This window comes from Hymenobacter humi, assembly GCF_042665855.1.
Classification (GTDB): Bacteria; Bacteroidota; Bacteroidia; order Cytophagales; family Hymenobacteraceae; genus Hymenobacter; species Hymenobacter humi.
On record NZ_JBHTEK010000007.1, the window covers coordinates 32,943 to 48,310 of the forward strand.

The 15,368-nt window shown below is 60.5% G+C and carries 20 protein-coding genes and 1 pseudogene; 9 read left to right on the forward strand and 12 right to left on the reverse strand.

Annotation, left to right across the window (positions count from 1 at the left end; translation table 11 throughout):
• Nucleotides 1–181 precede the first annotated feature (181 nt).
• The 7 genes from ACFQT0_RS30995 to ACFQT0_RS31025 all read right to left on the reverse strand — a co-directional run bounded on the left by ACFQT0_RS30995 (nt 182) and on the right by ACFQT0_RS31025 (nt 5,687).
• Nucleotides 182–538, reverse strand: coding sequence for a hypothetical protein (locus ACFQT0_RS30995; protein WP_380207403.1), 357 nt, complete (start codon nt 536–538; stop codon nt 182–184).
• Between the two features lie 148 nt (nt 539–686).
• Nucleotides 687–1,013 (reverse strand): ParA family protein, encoded by a 327-nt coding sequence (locus ACFQT0_RS31000; RefSeq protein ID WP_380207405.1) that lies wholly within the window; start codon nt 1,011–1,013, stop codon nt 687–689.
• Complete coding sequence (locus tag ACFQT0_RS31005; protein WP_380207407.1) at nt 1,010–1,333, reverse strand: ParA family protein; 324 nt, start codon at nt 1,331–1,333, stop codon at nt 1,010–1,012. Before ACFQT0_RS31005 ends, ACFQT0_RS31000 begins: the two co-directional genes overlap by 4 nt.
• 141 nt (nt 1,334–1,474) lie before the next feature.
• Nucleotides 1,475–2,689 (reverse strand): replication initiation protein, encoded by a 1,215-nt coding sequence (locus ACFQT0_RS31010; protein ID WP_380207409.1) that lies wholly within the window; start codon nt 2,687–2,689, stop codon nt 1,475–1,477.
• A gap of 786 nt (nt 2,690–3,475) precedes the next feature.
• On the reverse strand, nt 3,476–4,372 hold the full coding sequence (locus ACFQT0_RS31015; protein ID WP_380207411.1) for a hypothetical protein: 897 nt from the start codon (nt 4,370–4,372) through the stop codon (nt 3,476–3,478).
• 61 nt (nt 4,373–4,433) lie between these two features.
• Nucleotides 4,434–4,844 carry a CHC2 zinc finger domain-containing protein gene (locus tag ACFQT0_RS31020; RefSeq protein WP_380207413.1) on the reverse strand — a complete coding sequence of 137 codons (411 nt, stop codon included), beginning with the start codon at nt 4,842–4,844 and terminating at the stop codon, nt 4,434–4,436.
• 204 nt (nt 4,845–5,048) lie between these two features.
• On the reverse strand, nt 5,049–5,687 hold the full coding sequence (locus tag ACFQT0_RS31025; RefSeq protein WP_380207415.1) for a hypothetical protein: 639 nt from the start codon (nt 5,685–5,687) through the stop codon (nt 5,049–5,051).
• A 1,424-nt stretch (nt 5,688–7,111) separates the two neighbouring features.
• On the opposite strand from ACFQT0_RS31025, the gene ACFQT0_RS31030 reads away from it, so the two are divergent.
• Nucleotides 7,112–7,399, forward strand: a complete 288-nt coding sequence (locus ACFQT0_RS31030; protein ID WP_380207417.1) for a hypothetical protein — start codon at nt 7,112–7,114, stop codon at nt 7,397–7,399.
• 152 nt (nt 7,400–7,551) lie between these two features.
• On the opposite strand, the gene ACFQT0_RS31035 is transcribed toward ACFQT0_RS31030, so the two are convergent.
• The 3 genes from ACFQT0_RS31035 to ACFQT0_RS31045 form a co-directional block, all read right to left on the reverse strand.
• Nucleotides 7,552–7,863: a hypothetical protein gene (locus ACFQT0_RS31035; protein ID WP_380207418.1), complete on the reverse strand. Its 312-nt coding sequence runs from the start codon at nt 7,861–7,863 to the stop codon at nt 7,552–7,554.
• Between the two features lie 196 nt (nt 7,864–8,059).
• Nucleotides 8,060–8,275 (reverse strand): hypothetical protein, encoded by a 216-nt coding sequence (locus ACFQT0_RS31040; protein ID WP_380207420.1) that lies wholly within the window; start codon nt 8,273–8,275, stop codon nt 8,060–8,062.
• 750 nt (nt 8,276–9,025) lie between these two features.
• Nucleotides 9,026–9,247 carry a hypothetical protein gene (locus tag ACFQT0_RS31045; RefSeq protein WP_380207422.1) on the reverse strand — a complete coding sequence of 74 codons (222 nt, stop codon included), beginning with the start codon at nt 9,245–9,247 and terminating at the stop codon, nt 9,026–9,028.
• Between the two features lie 259 nt (nt 9,248–9,506).
• Between ACFQT0_RS31045 and ACFQT0_RS31050 the strand changes: the two genes are divergently transcribed.
• Nucleotides 9,507–9,818, forward strand: coding sequence for a hypothetical protein (locus ACFQT0_RS31050; RefSeq protein WP_380207424.1), 312 nt, complete (start codon nt 9,507–9,509; stop codon nt 9,816–9,818).
• A gap of 75 nt (nt 9,819–9,893) precedes the next feature.
• Here the strand turns inward: ACFQT0_RS31050 and ACFQT0_RS31055 are convergent, their stop codons facing one another.
• Nucleotides 9,894–10,364: a hypothetical protein gene (locus tag ACFQT0_RS31055; RefSeq protein ID WP_380207426.1), complete on the reverse strand. Its 471-nt coding sequence runs from the start codon at nt 10,362–10,364 to the stop codon at nt 9,894–9,896.
• Between the two features lie 1,068 nt (nt 10,365–11,432).
• Between ACFQT0_RS31055 and ACFQT0_RS31060 the strand changes: the two genes are divergently transcribed.
• The 7 genes and pseudogenes from ACFQT0_RS31060 (at nt 11,433) to ACFQT0_RS31090 (ending at nt 14,412) form a co-directional block, all read left to right on the forward strand.
• A complete protein-coding gene (locus ACFQT0_RS31060) occupies nt 11,433–11,948 on the forward strand; it encodes a hypothetical protein (protein ID WP_380207428.1) in 516 nt (171 codons plus the stop codon).
• A gap of 66 nt (nt 11,949–12,014) precedes the next feature.
• Nucleotides 12,015–12,581, forward strand: a complete 567-nt coding sequence (locus ACFQT0_RS31065; protein WP_380207429.1) for a hypothetical protein — start codon at nt 12,015–12,017, stop codon at nt 12,579–12,581.
• A 94-nt stretch (nt 12,582–12,675) separates the two neighbouring features.
• On the forward strand, nt 12,676–12,930 hold the full coding sequence (locus ACFQT0_RS31070; RefSeq protein WP_380207431.1) for a T9SS type B sorting domain-containing protein: 255 nt from the start codon (nt 12,676–12,678) through the stop codon (nt 12,928–12,930).
• 180 nt (nt 12,931–13,110) lie between these two features.
• A complete protein-coding gene (locus tag ACFQT0_RS31075; protein ID WP_380207432.1) occupies nt 13,111–13,242 on the forward strand; it encodes a hypothetical protein in 132 nt (43 codons plus the stop codon).
• A 53-nt stretch (nt 13,243–13,295) separates the two neighbouring features.
• Nucleotides 13,296–13,457, forward strand: a pseudogene (locus ACFQT0_RS31080) (DUF4172 domain-containing protein); the annotation flags it as partial.
• Nucleotides 13,458–13,542: 85 nt separating this feature from the next.
• Nucleotides 13,543–14,094, forward strand: coding sequence for a Fic family protein (locus ACFQT0_RS31085; RefSeq protein WP_380207434.1), 552 nt, complete (start codon nt 13,543–13,545; stop codon nt 14,092–14,094).
• A 186-nt stretch (nt 14,095–14,280) separates the two neighbouring features.
• Nucleotides 14,281–14,412, forward strand: coding sequence for a hypothetical protein (locus tag ACFQT0_RS31090; protein ID WP_380207436.1), 132 nt, complete (start codon nt 14,281–14,283; stop codon nt 14,410–14,412).
• 197 nt (nt 14,413–14,609) lie between these two features.
• Here the strand turns inward: ACFQT0_RS31090 and ACFQT0_RS31095 are convergent, their stop codons facing one another.
• On the reverse strand, nt 14,610–15,368 hold the full coding sequence (locus ACFQT0_RS31095; protein ID WP_380207437.1) for a sensor histidine kinase: 759 nt from the start codon (nt 15,366–15,368) through the stop codon (nt 14,610–14,612).

Sequence of the window (15,368 nt, forward strand, 5' to 3'; positions counted from 1 at the left end):
CATATATATTTGGGCTAGCGCGCCTGTCTTTAGGCGGCTATCCACCATGGTTGTCAGAAGGCTTCCTGCTCGGGCTACAAGTTGTCCGAGAAGCCGTTTTATGTTAAACTCTGATGGGTCAGAGCTACACCCGTTTCTGTTATTAATGTCAGTATATCGAGCACGGCATCTGACCAATAAGCTATCTCAAATTTGGCAGTTTCTTCCGTAGCTTCTCTTTCACTTTTGCGGGCAGCTCACGATCGGCTTCTGGTTTGCCGGCGAAAAAAGCAGTCAATGCTTCCTCCAGGATATCCTGAATTTCCATTCCACCCCAGCATTCAAATTGCTTCAAGCGTAGGAATGTATCAGGAGTAAGTTGATTCGTGAATGGGACCTTTGTTGTAGCAACCTCTGGTTGCTGCGTGACTACAGTTGAGGTAGATAAAGTCGTTGGTTGACTAGGCAAATCATACAGCAGAGCATCAGCTGCTAACGCAGGAACCGACTCCACCTTGGCCATATTGCCGATCATGCTCACCTTGGCCGACTTTTTCACATTTGTCATATTTATGATAATTATGATACTGATGGGTGAAATGCCCTGCGCATTATTTCTGTTGTCAGGTTACGATAGTCAATAGCACCGTTAGAATGTGGTGCCCAAGAGTAAATGCTTTGCCTCATGCTTTGAGATTCAGGCAGTGCTACATTTTCTCGGATGGTAGTTTCCATAACCAGCGGCCCGAGTGTTGGGTCATCACGGAGTTGCTGGACAACCTGGTGGTGCAAGGCGCGACGGTATGAGGGCGCGTACTCCGTGAAGAATATCCCCCCACCCGAAGCCTGGGGTTAAAGTTCTTTTGCAGCCGAGAACACATATCCAATAGTGCAGTCATCCCTTCGTTTCCGAAAAATTCTGGGTGCAAAGGCACAAACACAGCATCACTAGCAACGAGTGATGCCACAGTTAGTGCAGCAAGCGAAGGAGGAGTATCGATTACGACATAATCAACCCCGGTGAATTGGCTCAATTGATCGCGTAAAAGAAAATATAGTCTGGCTGGGTGCCAAACACCTTTTCTTGTTGGGCCAATGAACGTTCAGCGCGAACGACCTGCAGGTTAGGGCCAACTCGATAAAGAGCTTTAAAAAGCGTTTGCTTTTCCTCGAGAACCTCACCTATATGCGAAGTCCCAACTGGTACGTCAAACGTTTTGCTCGCATTCGCTTGAGGGTCGCAATCAAGCAAGGCTACTTGAAAGCCTTGTTCTGCCAGAGCATGTGCTACCGAAAGTGCCGATGTGGTTTTGCCCACACCTCCTTTATTGTTTGCGAATGAGAGAATGTGCATGAACGAGTGGGATTAAGTACGGCAGTAAATATAGGGCATATCAACAATATCGTACATGTCATAAATATAACTTGTTCATATTTATTATAAATATGAACAAGGTCATACGCATGTACCATAGGTTAAATGCCCATTGGGGTTTTAATCTCTAACTAGCCACTCTACTCCTTGTGCATCTTCCTCGCGGCGGAAACCTTGCGATAAGTATACCAACTGCAGGTTTTCTTCGAAAGTAGAGCCTTTAGCTATATTCTTTTTGCTCATAACTTCATACGATTCCTTCACCTCATCGAGCCGGTATCGTAGCGTCTCATTGCTTGCTTTTTCGCTTTTCCTAACGGCCGCCTTCTTTCGCACAACAAGGGACTTTCGGTACTCTTCTAAAGAATGACCTTTAGTGATGGCCGTAAATACTGCCCCTGCTAGGCTGCTTATTTTCCCTTGCGTGCTTTTGCCACGCTGCTGGTTTATTACAAAAAGCACATAGGCAGGCTCGATCTCGCCTTGCTTGATAAGCTCACCCACGGCAAGGATGCTGTTAGCCGAAACACCTGCATCCATTAATGCTTTTTGCCACTCATTCGGAGACTGAAGAGCTGGTAGCATAGCTTCGCTAGCAACCGGAGCAAATCGAAAGCGAATTTGTTCTACACTCTTGCCTTTGCCACGGAGGAGATCATACTCGAAGGCCAGGTTAGTCTGCGATAGCTCCTGCTGCGCACGGTCGAGCACCCGTAGCTTAAACAAGGGAAATTGTTTGTACTGGCCCTCTAAGTCGAGAAGCCGTTTGAGTTCATCTACCCTTATGATGCGCGAGCCAAACCCACCATATTGCTTTAACAACCAATAGATCCGATAGGAGTGGGCGCTCTTAAGTTTCAGCAGCTGCATGAGCTGAGCTTGCGTAAAATTTCCTTCATTGAGTTGAAGGAGATGCTCGCGTACTCGATCGTTGAACCGTACGACTAGTGCGCGCTCTTCACTACTGTAGTCCGCATAGGCCATCAGAGGTGTATTTGAAAAACTTGGCGCGTCTTCTCCAATCTTGTTTGCCCTTTTTTTGGTGCTGGGCCGTTCAATGTAGAGAACTCGGGAAGCCAAGAGTGCGCACATGTCCTTGAGTTGCTGATAGTCGTTGCTGCTTGGTCGGCGTCCAGAAAGCGCTATAACCTCTGTTACAGGAATATGCATCTCACTAAATTCCGTGTCATCCCTGTGAATGCGAGAAAGCATGGCCATGAACAACCTCATCTCAAGGGTAGTGAGCGCGAACCTGGCATTCACTAAATCGTTGCGCTGGACGACAAGCTTGCTAACCGTTTCTGGCTTAGGTTGAGAGAATAAGGTTGCTTGCATAAAAGGGGTAGGAGAGGGTCCATGGCCGACTGATAGCGCAATAGTATTACAAAAACTTTCTTGTAATAGGTCTTCGTGCTTGTTGTAATAAGAAAGCTCAGGGCTTTCGTGCTTTCGGTAATAGGCCTTCGTGCTTTCGGTAATAGGTCTTCGTGCTTTCAGTAATACATGACTCGTGCTTCTTGTAATACAAAACCTTTTTAATCCACTGTTTTCCAATTACTTACGCAACCTATAATATAGGTAATAAGGTTAATAATTAAAAACGACGTTTTATAATTGAGAAGTTTTTTTATATTAATGAAAATCAAAGGTTTGTATAAGAGATGGTTGGGCAGGAAAAGAAAATAGGTCTGCTTGGCCGGCCCCTGTAATTCGTGCTTGTTGTAATAGAAAGAAAAGAACTTAGCTCATCTAGACTTTATTTAACGCCTTAATTATTATAGAGTTAATTATGACTACCGCTGATACTGCCTTTTGACAAAAGCAAACGCTATTACAAAAAGCACGAATGGGAAGCGAGGCAGGTAATATTAGGCGCTATTACAGAAAGCACGAATTTCACATCACGTAATCAAGCGCTTATCTGTTTGAAGACGTCCCAAAATCGTGCTTTTTGTAATAGCAGTACCCTGTCATCTTAACTTTAGATGCATTAAGTTGGGGTAGGGGAGGAGTGAGGATGTAAAAAAGGCGTTAGTACAAGTCACTGAGGTGTCTTAAAGTAGCGTAAATACCAGGGAATCAAGCAGTGGTATAAAATAAATAGTTGTACTATATTAGTCTTTAATAGCAATAAACTACTGTCTTCTGGCTCCTTGTGCCTTTTAATACTTTGGGCTTAGGCGCGACCCCGCCTGCCCGGATTGCCGGCGGGCAAGCGGGCGCAGCTGCCCGGGGCGTGGGCATTCGCCGCCGGCCCCCAGGCAGCGGCCAGTGGCCCGCCGCGCGCCCGCCGCCCTGTTGCTCGAACCGGAACCGGCGGCCGCTGCCCACGCGCTCGCAGAACCGGGTCAGGACGGCCTCGCCCGCTAGGCGCGCGCGCAAGGCCAACAGGGCCGCTTTGCCCGCAGACGTGTTGGCATGGGCGTAAAACGTGCGCTGCCGGTCCGCGCCCGCGGGCCCGCGGAACAGCACCCACAGCCACCACTTCGCCGTTTCGGCTTGGGGGCTGGGCGCCTGGCCCCGGGCCGGCAGGGGCTTGGCGGGGAGTTTCTTGCACAGCGAGTCGTTGAGGTCCTTGTAGCCGCGGTAGCCTTCGTTTTGGGCGTAGAACCCGGCCCCGTGCTGCCGGCAGTGGGCCTGGTAAAAGGCCTGCAAGTCGATGCCCGCTTGGTCGTTGTCGCCGTAGTAAAACAGGCTGCCGCCCGCTTTGGCCACCAAGGGCAGGGACTGTTTGGCCAGCGTCACCGAATGCAGCACGAGCACCGAGCACTGAAACGCCGCGCCCTTGCCCTTTTTGGCCTTCCAGCGCAGCGTCAGCGCCGAAAAAGTCCAGCATGCCCTCGAACACGGCCAGGCCCGGCTGGGCCCCCTGATGAAGGTCACGTCCTTGGTCCCGAGGTGGCTTTGGAAGTTTCGGGCCGTGATTTCCAGGCCCTGGCTTTCGTTGACCAACCCGATGGCAAAGTAGGCGCGCAGCCGGCCGTCCGCGGCGTACTTGCCCGCCTGGGTGTAGTGCACTTCCCGCGCTGGCTCCAGACCCGCCCGTCGGCTTGCAGGGCCTCGACCGCAATGCCGCGGCTCACCAGGTAGGCGCGTAACACGCCCGAGCGCGCTCGCCGGTGCGCAGCACGGTGCGGCCCGCGCCGGGGACGGCCACCAGGGGCACAAAGTTGCGGGCCCGGCCCTGTTCGTCGGCGTCGTCGTAGGCGGCGGGGCAGGCCACCGCCTGGCCCAGGGACTCGGCGGCGTCCGCGTAGCTCATTCCCCACAGGCGCATGGCCAGGTCCAGCAGGTTGCCGCCCTCGCCCAGGCCGTGGTCAAACCAGCAGTTTTTGCGGGTGTTGACGGCAAACGACGCCGTCCGCTCCTCGCGCAGCGGGCTCAGGTAGTACAGCTCCCGCCCCTGGCCGTGCACCGCCACCAGGTTGCATTTGGTCAGAAACTGCACGATGGGGAACCGTTTGAGGGCCGAAAAGTGGTCTTTTTTCACGAAGGACGGGGGGTAGAGGGGGGCGGAAAGGCGCGCCGGCGGCCCTTCTTTTTTTCAGTCAGCCCCGGGTGGGGACAACTCGGCGGATAACCTGGGGAAAAGTCACGCGATTTTTGGCGTTCTTATTCTTCCATAGAACTTACGTTAGAACAGTAATTAACAGAGTCGGCATTTTGTCCGACTGGGGTCCGGCGGGGCCTCTGGTTAGGCCCCCGGCTTTGGGGAGTGTGTGGCCCGGAGTTGCGCCGTGCGCTGGAGGATGCGGGCGGCGCCCACGGCGGGCACGGGCGGCTCCGGGGCCGCGGGTGCGGGCTGGGGCACCGCGGCCCCGGGGAGGGGGACTTCCTCCCAGTCGAAGAAGTCGGCGTTGAGCACCAGGTAGAAGCTGGGCGCGCCGGGCGTGGCGACGCCCAACTGCCGGCGGACCTTGACCAAGCCCAGTGTCTCGAAGTCCTTCAGGTGGCGGCGCAGGGTACGTTCGTCGCAGTGGCACTCCTCGACCAGATCCCACAGGGTGGTGCGCAAGTGGAACTCACGCGCCGGAAACTCCAGCGAGCTAGGGGCGGGCGGCGCGGCACGGCCGCCGGACTTGTGCGCCGAAGCCGGGCGATAGCCCATGCCGGCGTCGTAGGGCGCGTGCCGGTAGGCACCGGCCTGGTAGAGAACCATCTGGTAGAGGTTCCGCAACGTAACCAGCTTGCCGGCGCTCAGGAGCACGGGGAACGGGCGCCGCCGGCACGGGCGCCGCCGGCACGGGCACGCCCGGGGTGCGGGCAGCGAGCTTCCAGTTGCGCCGGGCCTGCGCCCGCCGTGCCGCTGAATGCCGGGCTTTACAGTAGGCATCCAAGCACGCCTTCAGGCGTGCGCGCACGGTGGCCGCGATCAGCCGGTGCACGACCGTGGGGGTGGAGGGAGGGCATGGTTGCGAGAGGGAAGGGGTGGTAGCGAAAAGGAGCGGGAAAGGCCGCGGCGGGGGCAACCCCAGGGACGGCAGCGGACGCGTTGCCCGCAAGCCGTGCCACGCGGGGGCCTTCGGGTGAGCGCGCAGCGGTTGGCCCGGAACGAACGCCCGCGGGCTCCAACCGCAACGACCCGCCAGGGGGCCACCCGACGATCGAAAAGGCCCCAGGGGGCAGCACAGGGAAAGCAGCAGCGCCGGCCACGAAAGCAGGAGTAAGGCCAGCAACGGAACCGAGGCGGGCCCCGGCGAGCCCTCCTGTGCCGGTGGGGAACGCGTCCGCGAACGGGAAACACGCGACGGGGCCGCGCGGCCGCACAATGGTACTGCGAAAACTTCGCATTCACTGGCGCTTCTTTTAGCGCTGCCGGCTCAAAAGGGGGCACTTTTCCCGGGCGATCGGAAACACCCCGAGCCACGTGCCCGGACCCGGCCAGGGGCTGCGCGGGAAGCGCACGCCACGGGGCCCCACCCGCTCCCGGAACCGCGGCACCACGGACGCGCGATCCGCCCGGCGAGCGCCTGAAAAAGGCAGCGCGACGGGTGGGGTGGCAGCGGGTGGCGCCCGTGCTGCGCCGGGGTGTTGCGGGGCACCCACGGACCGGGTCACTCGCTGGGGGGCGGGAACGCGAGAGGTAAGCAGGGTTACACACCGAGCCTGAAGTTCCGTGCCGGTGCCGGCTTTTTCTCCCATTCCGCGCGTACGCCGGGCGCCCTCCGCGTCGGCGACGGCCGGTCCCAGCGCCGGGCCTGTTGCGCGCGTGTCGGACCGCGTGAAAAAGCCTCACAACCGGGGCATTAACCAAGGCCCTCACCCGCCTGAGGCCCAGGCACTCAGGAGACGAACAACCCGTGCGGACCGGGCGCACCCATTGCTGGCCAGCAATGGATTGGGCAGCGATCGCCGGCGGCAGAACGGGCACGTTTTCGGCCGGTTCCCTTCGCGCTAGAGAACGCTGTTCCGTTCAGATGCAACGTCTTAACAGCCAATCAAGTGACTTCCATGGTTTCCGGCAGCTCGTTCGCGGCTTCCGAACGCGCACCCGCGCTGCCCGAAGGATAAATTTGCGCTAACTGCTGTTTTTTAGCGTAGGTTTACACTAACTCCCGCCGGGTTAGTGCAAACTTACGCTAACCGGCCCGGCGTTAGCGCAGCGTTGCGCTAACCGCCGGGGTTAGCGGTGTCCTTTCCTGCCCGTCATGCCCTACCTTCCCCGCCCCGAAACCACCCAGGCCTGCGCCCACTGCGGCCAGCCTGTTCGCCGCGCGCCACCTGCGCCGCAAGTACTGCTGCAACTCCTGCAACGTGTTGGCCAGTTACGCCCGCACCGGGCGCCGCGCGGCCGGGCCCAGCAAGGCCGACCTCGAGGCCGTGGTGCAGGCCCTGCTGGCCCTGACCCCGCCGGCCCCAGCGAGCCCGGACCTCGCCCCGGTGGCCGCCCAAGCCACGCGCGTGGCCGCCATCAAGGGCCGGCTGCAGGACGAGGCCGAGGCCGACGGCCAACGGGCCACGCTCGCCGCGCAAGAACAAGCTGTGCGCCTGCACGCCCTAAAAGCCAAGCGACCCGGCCCGGGCCCGGCCGAGCGTCCGCAGTAGCGCTCCGCCGCTCGGACGTCCCGCAGGCACTGAACGGGGCAGCGGCACCCGAGTGCCGGACCGGTCGCCCGCGCGGACGGGAGGCAGGGGGCGGATGGCCACGCCTGCGAATGGCACCGTTTTGATGAACGCCCAGGGGGCGCCGGGGGTGCTTAGAAGGCCGCGGGCTTGGGGTGGCCGGTAAAGCGGTAGCGGAGCCCGACGCTCACGGCTGGCGTCAGGCCGTAGCGGTTGCCCGTGGTGTAGCGGTTGGTCATCGACGAGGCAAAGCGCACGTTGCGGTTGTACGTCCAATCGACCACGCTTTCCAGGTGCCGGCCCAAGGCGTACCGCGCCCCGATGCCGGCCGTGAGGAAGCCGTTGGTGGCCTGGTACCGTCGGCTGATTTGGCGGACCGCTTGGCCGTTGACCCGGTCCTGCTCGTCGAAGTGGACCTTGGCGCCCACCAGCGTGGCCCCGAGCACGGCGTCCAGGTGCCCGCGGGAGTGGGCAAACCCAAGGCGGCGTAGCGGGCCAGCACCGGCACGCAGTACGTGCGCACGAGCGACTCGGAGGTGCCGTCCACGTAATCCCCGTTGAGCATCGTGCCCGTGTAGGAAGGGTTGCGGCGGTCGCGTTGTCGTTGGTAGCTCAGGCCGGCTTGCAGGGCCCAGCGCGGCGTCAGCTCGCCGCCCAACGTGAGTTGCCAGGGCGGGCCCCGGCCCGGGCGGCCTCGGGGAAAAAGACCTGGTAGTGGCTCTGCGCCAGCCAGTGCACCCCCACGTAAAAGCGCGGGATCGGGGCAGGGGCGAACGCCGGGGCTTGGGCCAAGCACGGCACCGCGCCCAGCAGGGGCCCGGCCAGCGCAGCCAAGAGCACGCGTATATAATTCTTCATAAACTACGGGGTCGGAATAACACCCCGGCCCTAAACTGACAGGGGCTGCGGTTATTGTCCCGCCGCGAGTACAAGGCAAAAGGCTCGTTTTGCTATTGCGACCATTTTAGTAGCCCTTAGTTAACACATACCTTAGCGTTTTCTTCCTTCCTAAACACAAACTCGTTATGCGGTGGCTACCCTCTTTCGTTAAACTTTTCTTGCTGTTTGTAACAGGCTTGGTCTTGTCAATCGGGGAGGAATTGCGCAGATGGAGTATATAGGAGATTACACGATGGGCACCATTTTTATGACCTTAAGGCTGATTGGGTGGTTGTTAATGGTCGCTAGTCCGCTACTGATTGCGCTCAAGTTCTTTGCCCAACTAGACCGAAAAGCCAAGTAGTATCGGACACCAAGAAAAGTCTCCTTTGCCTCAACCACCCTTTGCGTGAACAGAACTACTTTGGCCAAATGCTAAAACGTCTCGCCGGTTGGCCAACTAAACTCTTCGCCTTGCTCTGGGTACTGCCGACCTCCGTGGAAGCCGGCAATGCCTTTCCTCATTCGCCTACGAATCTGCCCCTGTGGGGCCGACTCTTTCCCTTGTTCCTGGCGCTTCTCATTCTCATCGCTTGCGGAGTGCACGAGTTGAGAAAGAAGAAGCAATGACCCTCGTTTAAGCGATTCCGACCGTTTTTCTAGACCAGAATTGTCCTTGAGCAGTGGCTCCGGTTTTCCAGCGCTTATACTTGGGCGATGACTCGCTTATTAGGACAGCATACCCTCGAACAGGCCGGTTCCAACACCGTCGTTTCCTTCACTACCCAAGGAACCGAGAACTGGCCCGCCTGGAACCGTTTCCTTTGCATCGAGGGCAAGCCCGCGTATGAAATTGGCAACATTTGCAACACGTGTGCCTTTTACTTTGAGCGGCTGGACGGGGCCAGCCAGAGCATCCATTCCCACGCCATCATTGAGCACCTGAATCACGGGCTGGGGGCCTTGTCGCCGGACGCCGTGGCGTCGGTGTTGCCCATCATTCCCAGCGGTCGCTACCACGTCGCGCTGCTCGAAGTATTCCCTAAACTGGTGACCCTGGGGGCGCGCAGGACTATTTCGCGCAGGAACAAGTGGCCTTATGGGGCGTGGACGGGTTTTACGGCCTGCCCCACCACCCCAAAGTGCCCTATTACCGGGGCACGGACACGCCCTTGCAAAAGGAGCAAAAGCCTTTGAGTTCCTGGTCCCCATGTTCCCGCCCAGCTGGCTGGATACCGAACGGGTGGCGCACTACCGAACGGAAATTGAAAAAGGCGGCACGCCGACGGCGGTGGCCTTAAGTGTGCTGGATGTCAAAGGACCGGCCTGGCTGGACGAGAGTGGGACAATCCCGCCGTACACGGAGCATTGGTGTTTGGCCCACTACCTCTTGGACGGTCACCATAAAATGTACGCCGCCAGTCTGCTTCAGAAGCCCATCCACTTGCTGGCCTTTATTGCCCTAGATGAATGCATTATGGAGAGTCCGGATGACGTGGCCACCTTACTGACGGCTATCTAAACGTTTGTCGACCTACTACCTGTGAATTCTGTTCGTTGGACCGTTTCGCTGAATGATGTCAGCCATCAAAGCAGACTAAAAAGCGTGGTAAGTCCATTCATCCGTAGACAAATCCGAGCCGCCGAAGTATTGCTTTCGGGTGTAGCGCAACCGCAAAGTGCTGTTAGTAAGCTCTACTACCTCGTATGGAATTGAGGCGTTCACCACGCGGGAGGCCACGGCTAGGGTCTGCTCGTTGTCAGCCCATTGCCACGAACTGGTTTCCGTCTGGGAGATGGCGGGGTCGCATTTGGCAGGACCTTCGTCGTAGAGTATCGACTTGTCTGGACGAAAACGGATGAAATTATCCCTTTGGCACGCAGGATAAGCAGCATAGGCGTCGACGGTAGTGCTACTACCAGCCGTGACCGAAACGACTGTATACGCCGCTAAACGCCAGTTTGTAGCCGTCAAAAGGTCTGTTTTGGTGGGCGCCGCTGGGTCCTTGTCCTTCTGGCAGGCCGTGAGAGATGCGTAGAAAAGCAACAGGGGTAGCAATTTTTTCATTGGTAGTAGCAGGGCAGGTCGTCTAAACAGCACCTCGTCAATAATTTGTCTAAACTAAGGAGGACCGTTGTTTTTTGCGCTCCTTTTACTTTTCCGACCGTGGCTGTTGCAGAACCCCTGTGCTGAGCCTGAAATCCTGCTGATGGCGGCGTCAGGGAGCGCATAAGTTGTTAAAACAGCTGTTTTGGATGCTCGTTCAGTGCAATAGTTTGGGACGCCAGGCCGGTGACCGGGTTCTGCAACAGCCACGACCGTTTCAGTGGACACCAGCCAGGCACTAAAGTGCTACTAAAAGCACGTTTACCTCGACAGTGGTGGAGTGCCGCCACGCGGTCCTCGGTTGCTGCCCTTTAACTACTTCGAAACTTAATTCCAACCCACGTCCCAGTTGTGTCCGGCTTGGCTAGACCACCTGAGTTTTGCCCTGTAGTTTTGGGTCGCGTACGCTTCGTGCGCCTCTTTCTCCTTCCTCTATGCGGCGCTTGCTCGTCCCTTTCTTGCTGACCGTAGCCGGCCTGCTCACGTGTGCCCCTCGGGTCGGCGCCCAAACGTTCGTGCCGATCAAGCAATGGGACCGCGCTTTTGGCAGCAGCGGGGACGATGTCCTCCGTGCCGGGCAGCCAACCAGTGACGGGGGCTCCATTCTGGGCGGCACGTCGCCCTCCGGTCTCGGCGGGGACAAGACGCAGCCCAGCCGGGGAGGGCTGGATTACTGGCTCGTCAAGCTCGACGCCAGCGGGGCGAAGCAGTGGGACCGCACCTTCGGGGGAAGCGGGAATGATAACCTCACCGCCGTGCAGCAAACCAGTGACGGCGGCTATCTGCTCGGGGCTACTCCGACTCGCCCGTTAGCGGCGATAAAACGGAACCGGCGCTTAACACGGGGCTTGTCGATTATTGGGTAGTAAAGCTCGACGCCAACGGTAACAAGCAGTGGGACCGTACCATCGGGGGCAGTAGTACGGACATGCTGAAAGCGGTGCACCAAACCCGTGACGGCGGCTACCTGCTCAGTGGCCAATCCTACTCCCCGTCAGCGGCCACAAGACGCAGCCCAGCCGGGGATGGATGGATTACTGGGTGGTGAAGCTTGACGCCAATGGCACCAGGCAATGGGACCGCACCTTTGGGGGCAGCGACAACGACTTTATCGAGGCCGCGCAGCAAACCCCCGACGGCGGCTACCTGCTCGCCGGCGGTTCCCTCTCGCCGATTAGCGGCGACAAGACGCAGCCCCACTACGGCAGTGGCGATTTCTGGGTGGTAAAGCTCGACGCCAATGGCGACAAGCAATGGGACCGCACTTTTGGGGGCCAGACCAGTGACTACGTCACGGCCCTGCACCTGACCCGCGATGGGGGCTACCTGCTGGGCGGGTATTCCGACTCGCCGAGCAGCAGCACCAAAACGCAGTCCGGCCAAGGGCTTGGCGACTACTGGGTGGTGAAGCTCGACGCCACCGGGGCGAAGCAGTGGGACCGCACCTTCGGGGCACAAACTACGATTACCTGTACGCGCTCGAACAAACCCGCGACGGGGGCTACCTGCTGGGGGCTATTCGAACTCGCCCGTCGGGGGCGATAAGACGCAGCCCGGCCAGGGCGGCTACGATTACTGGCTCGTCAAGCTCGAGGCCAGCGGGGCGAAGCAGTGGGACCAGGTCGTCGGCGGCCCGGGAGGAGACTACCTGTATGCCTTGGCGCAAACCGGGGACGGGGGCTACTTGCTGGGGGCTATTCGGCTTCGGGCCCGGGCGGCGACAAGACCCAAGCCAGCCGGGGCGGGCTGGATTACTGGCTCGTCAAACTGAGCCCCGTGCGCATCCTAACCGCCCCCCGGTCCTCTGCCGGCTCGATACCGTGCTGCGCCTGGCGGCCGCCCTGCGGGGGCGTCTGGCGGGGCGCCGGCATCACCGACAGCCAGCGGGGCCTCTTCTCCGCCGCCGCCGCGGGCCGCGGAGACCACGTGGTCCGCTACGAGGTGGGAAGCGGGACCAGCCGCGCGGCCGATTCGCTCACCATTGCCATCCGCCCCGTGCCCATGCCGGTGGTGAGTCCCCGGGGCGTGGTCGTCGCGCGCTGCGGGCCGGCGAGCGGGCTGCTCAGCGTCTCGGCTTCCCCACAGCCGGCACGCGGTACGATTGGCAGTACGCCGCCGACACTGCGCGTGCCTGGCAATCGCTGGCCGCGGCCAATGGCCAGCCCACGTACCCCGTGACGCAGGTGGGCTGGTACCGGGTGCGCGTCACCCAAGGCACCTGTGCGGCGACCTCCAGCCCGGTGGAAGCGTCCGCCGCCCCCTGCAGGCCGCCGTGATCCCGAACATTTTTACGCCTAACCACGACCAGATCAATGACCAGTTTGAGTTGCGGTTACAGGATCCCCGCACCTCCAGCCTGCGGGTATTCAATCGGTGGGGGCAGCAAGTGTTCGCCAGTGCGACCTACGGCGACTTCTGGACCGGAAGCGGCGCGTCCGAAGGCGTGTACTTCTACCTCTGGCGCTACTCCACGGCCTGCGAACCTACGGAACGGGAGGTAAAAGGCTGGGTTCAATTGGTTCGCTGAAGGCGCGGAACCCACTACCAGGTGCGGGGACCAATGCTGGCTTCTGCTACAACACGAGCAGCTCTACTTCCCAGTACAACTCCAATACACCGTTTTTATGAACGGTCCTTGCAGTCTGATGGCAAGTCTGAAGGATTGCCAAATACTTTGCGTCAACTCCTCACAAGCGAACGTACCCCGATGCAAAACGACAGTGACTGGCTCTTGGAGCAGGTGCAGAGCTGGGCCACCTTTTACAAGTACCTCCACCACCGCGGCGTGGCCCTGCACGCCCAGCCCTTGCCCAGCCCCGTGAGCTCCCCGGCTCCATAACGGCGCTCGACACGACCCGATGCGGCGAATAACGGGTATATTCGCCGCACATTATGCGGAGATTAGGTCCCTACATTCACCAACGCTCGGACTGGCCGGCCTTCACCTGGGACCCGGCGGCTCTGGAAGCGTTGCTCGGCACCGTGCGCCACCAGCAGGGACGCCTGCTGGGACGGCTCGAGGCCTTGGGCGTGGACCTGCGGGCCGAGGCCACGCTGCGCACGCTCACGCTCGACGTGCTTAAGTCCAGCGAAATCGAAGGCGAGCTGTTGCCCCCGCGTCGGTGCGCTCTTCCATCGCGTGGCGCCTGGGGCTGGAGCAGGCCGCCTTGCCCCCGCCGACCGGCGGGTGGAGGGCGTGGTGGCCATGCTGCTCGACGCCACCCAGCAGGCCACCGCGCCGCTGACGGCCGAACGCCTGTTCGGCTGGCACGCGGCCTTGTTCCCCACCGGCTACAGCGGGCTCTACCCGCTGCAGGTGGGGGCGTGGCGCACGGGCCCCATGCAGGTCGTGTCCGGGCCGCTGGGCCGCGAGCGCGTGCACTACGAGGCGCCCCCGGCCGCGGACCTGGACGCGCAGATGCGGCAGTTCCTGGCCTGGTTCAACGCCGACCAGGGGCTGGACCCCGTGCTCAAAGCGGGGCTGGCGCACTTCTGGTTCGTGACGCTTCACCCCTTCGACGACGGCAACGGGCGCATTGCCCGGGCCATCGCGGATTTGCAGCTGGCCCGGGCCGATGGCACGGGCAGCGCTGCTACAGCATGTCCGCGCAGATCCAGGCCGAACGCCAGGCGTATTACGACCTGTTGGAAAGCAGCCAGCGTGGGCCCCTGGACGTCACGCCGTGGTTGACCTGGTTCCTCGAGTGCCTGGGCCGAGCCCTACAGGCGGCCGAGCAGACGCTGGGGCAGGTGCTGGCCAAGGCCCGCTTCTGGGAACGCCACCGGCAGACCCTGTTCACTGACCGGCAGCGCCAGCCTGCTCACCCGCCTGCTCGACGGCTTCGAGGGCAAATTCACCACGGCCAAGTGGGCGCGCATGGCCCACTGCTCGCAGGACACGGCCGGCCGCGACATCGCCGACTTGGTGGCCAAGGGCGTGCTGGAGCACGAAGGCGCCGGCGGGCGCAGCACCAGCTATTGCTTGGCGCCCGAAACAGAAGCCCGTTAAGTGCCATGCCGCATCGATCACCGCGAAAGGGCTCGCAATGGGCTCACAGCCCCGGTGCATGAAGCCTCAAAACCCACTCACCGACCGCTAAACACACGTTTTGCGGCGAAGCAATGGGCTCACCATAGGCTCACGGACATCGCGTAAGTGGTTTGCCTAGAAAGTTCGTTTAGCTTTAGGAGCCTTTGGCTTGCCAGCTAGTGCGCGGCCCCGTTCAGGGGCAAGGCGACGCAGAATGTCGTGCCTTGTCCTTCCCGGCTCTCCGCGCTAAGCGTGCCGCTGTGGCCTTGAGCGATGATGTCGTGGCTCAGCGACAGGCCCAGGCCCGTGCCCTCGCCCGTGGGCTTGGTGGTGAAGAAGGGCTGGAAGATTTTGGCTCTGACCGCGGCCGGCATGCCCGGGCCGTTGTCTGTTACCCGGATTTCGACGTGTCCGTTCACGCGCGCGGTGGCCACGCCGACGGTGGGCGCGTAGCCCGTCTCGCCGGACTGCTGGCGCTGGCGCACGGCGTAGAAAGCGTTGCTGAACAGGTTGAGCAGCACCCGGCCCACGTCCGCGCCCACGGCCTCGACCAGCGGCAGGCCGGGCGCAAAGTCGGTGGCCAACGTGGCGTTGAAGGTTTTGTCTTTGGCCCGCAGGCCCTGGTAGGCCAGGCGCAGGTACTCGTCGGCCAATTGGTTGACGTCCGTGGGGGCGCGCTCGCCGGTGCTCTGGCGCGAGTGCTCGAGCATGCCCTTGACAATGGCCGCCGCCCGCTGCCCGTGGTGGCTGATTTTGCCCAGGTTCAGCGCCAGGTCGTCGGCCAGCGCGTCCACTTCGGCTGCGTCGCCGGCCGCCTGGGCTTCCTTGAGCTCGGCCACCAGCTCCGTGCTGACTTCCGAGAAGTTGTTGACGAAGTTGAGCGGGTTTTGAATCTCGTGGGCAATGCCGGCCGTGAGTTCGCCCAGGCTCGCCAT

Excerpts from the sequence above, each read along its gene's own strand:
- ACFQT0_RS31075 (WP_380207432.1), top strand. The coding sequence starts at position 13,111 with ATGCAAAACGACAGTGACTGGCTCTTGGAGCAGGTGCAGAGCTGGGCC.
- ACFQT0_RS31050 (WP_380207424.1), top strand. The coding sequence starts at position 9,507 with ATGTTCCCGCCCAGCTGGCTGGATACCGAACGGGTGGCGCACTACCGA.
- ACFQT0_RS31040 (WP_380207420.1), bottom strand. The coding sequence starts at position 8,275 with ATGAAGAATTATATACGCGTGCTCTTGGCTGCGCTGGCCGGGCCCCTG.
- ACFQT0_RS31090 (WP_380207436.1), top strand. The coding sequence starts at position 14,281 with ATGGCCCACTGCTCGCAGGACACGGCCGGCCGCGACATCGCCGACTTG.
- ACFQT0_RS31060 (WP_380207428.1), top strand. The coding sequence starts at position 11,433 with ATGGATTACTGGGTGGTGAAGCTTGACGCCAATGGCACCAGGCAATGG.
- ACFQT0_RS31010 (WP_380207409.1), bottom strand. The coding sequence starts at position 2,689 with ATGCAAGCAACCTTATTCTCTCAACCTAAGCCAGAAACGGTTAGCAAG.
- ACFQT0_RS31095 (WP_380207437.1), bottom strand. The coding sequence starts at position 15,368 with ATGGCGAGCCTGGGCGAACTCACGGCCGGCATTGCCCACGAGATTCAA.
- ACFQT0_RS31005 (WP_380207407.1), bottom strand. The coding sequence starts at position 1,333 with ATGCACATTCTCTCATTCGCAAACAATAAAGGAGGTGTGGGCAAAACC.
- ACFQT0_RS31055 (WP_380207426.1), bottom strand. The coding sequence starts at position 10,364 with ATGAAAAAATTGCTACCCCTGTTGCTTTTCTACGCATCTCTCACGGCC.
- ACFQT0_RS31025 (WP_380207415.1), bottom strand. The coding sequence starts at position 5,687 with ATGCCTACTGTAAAGCCCGGCATTCAGCGGCACGGCGGGCGCAGGCCC.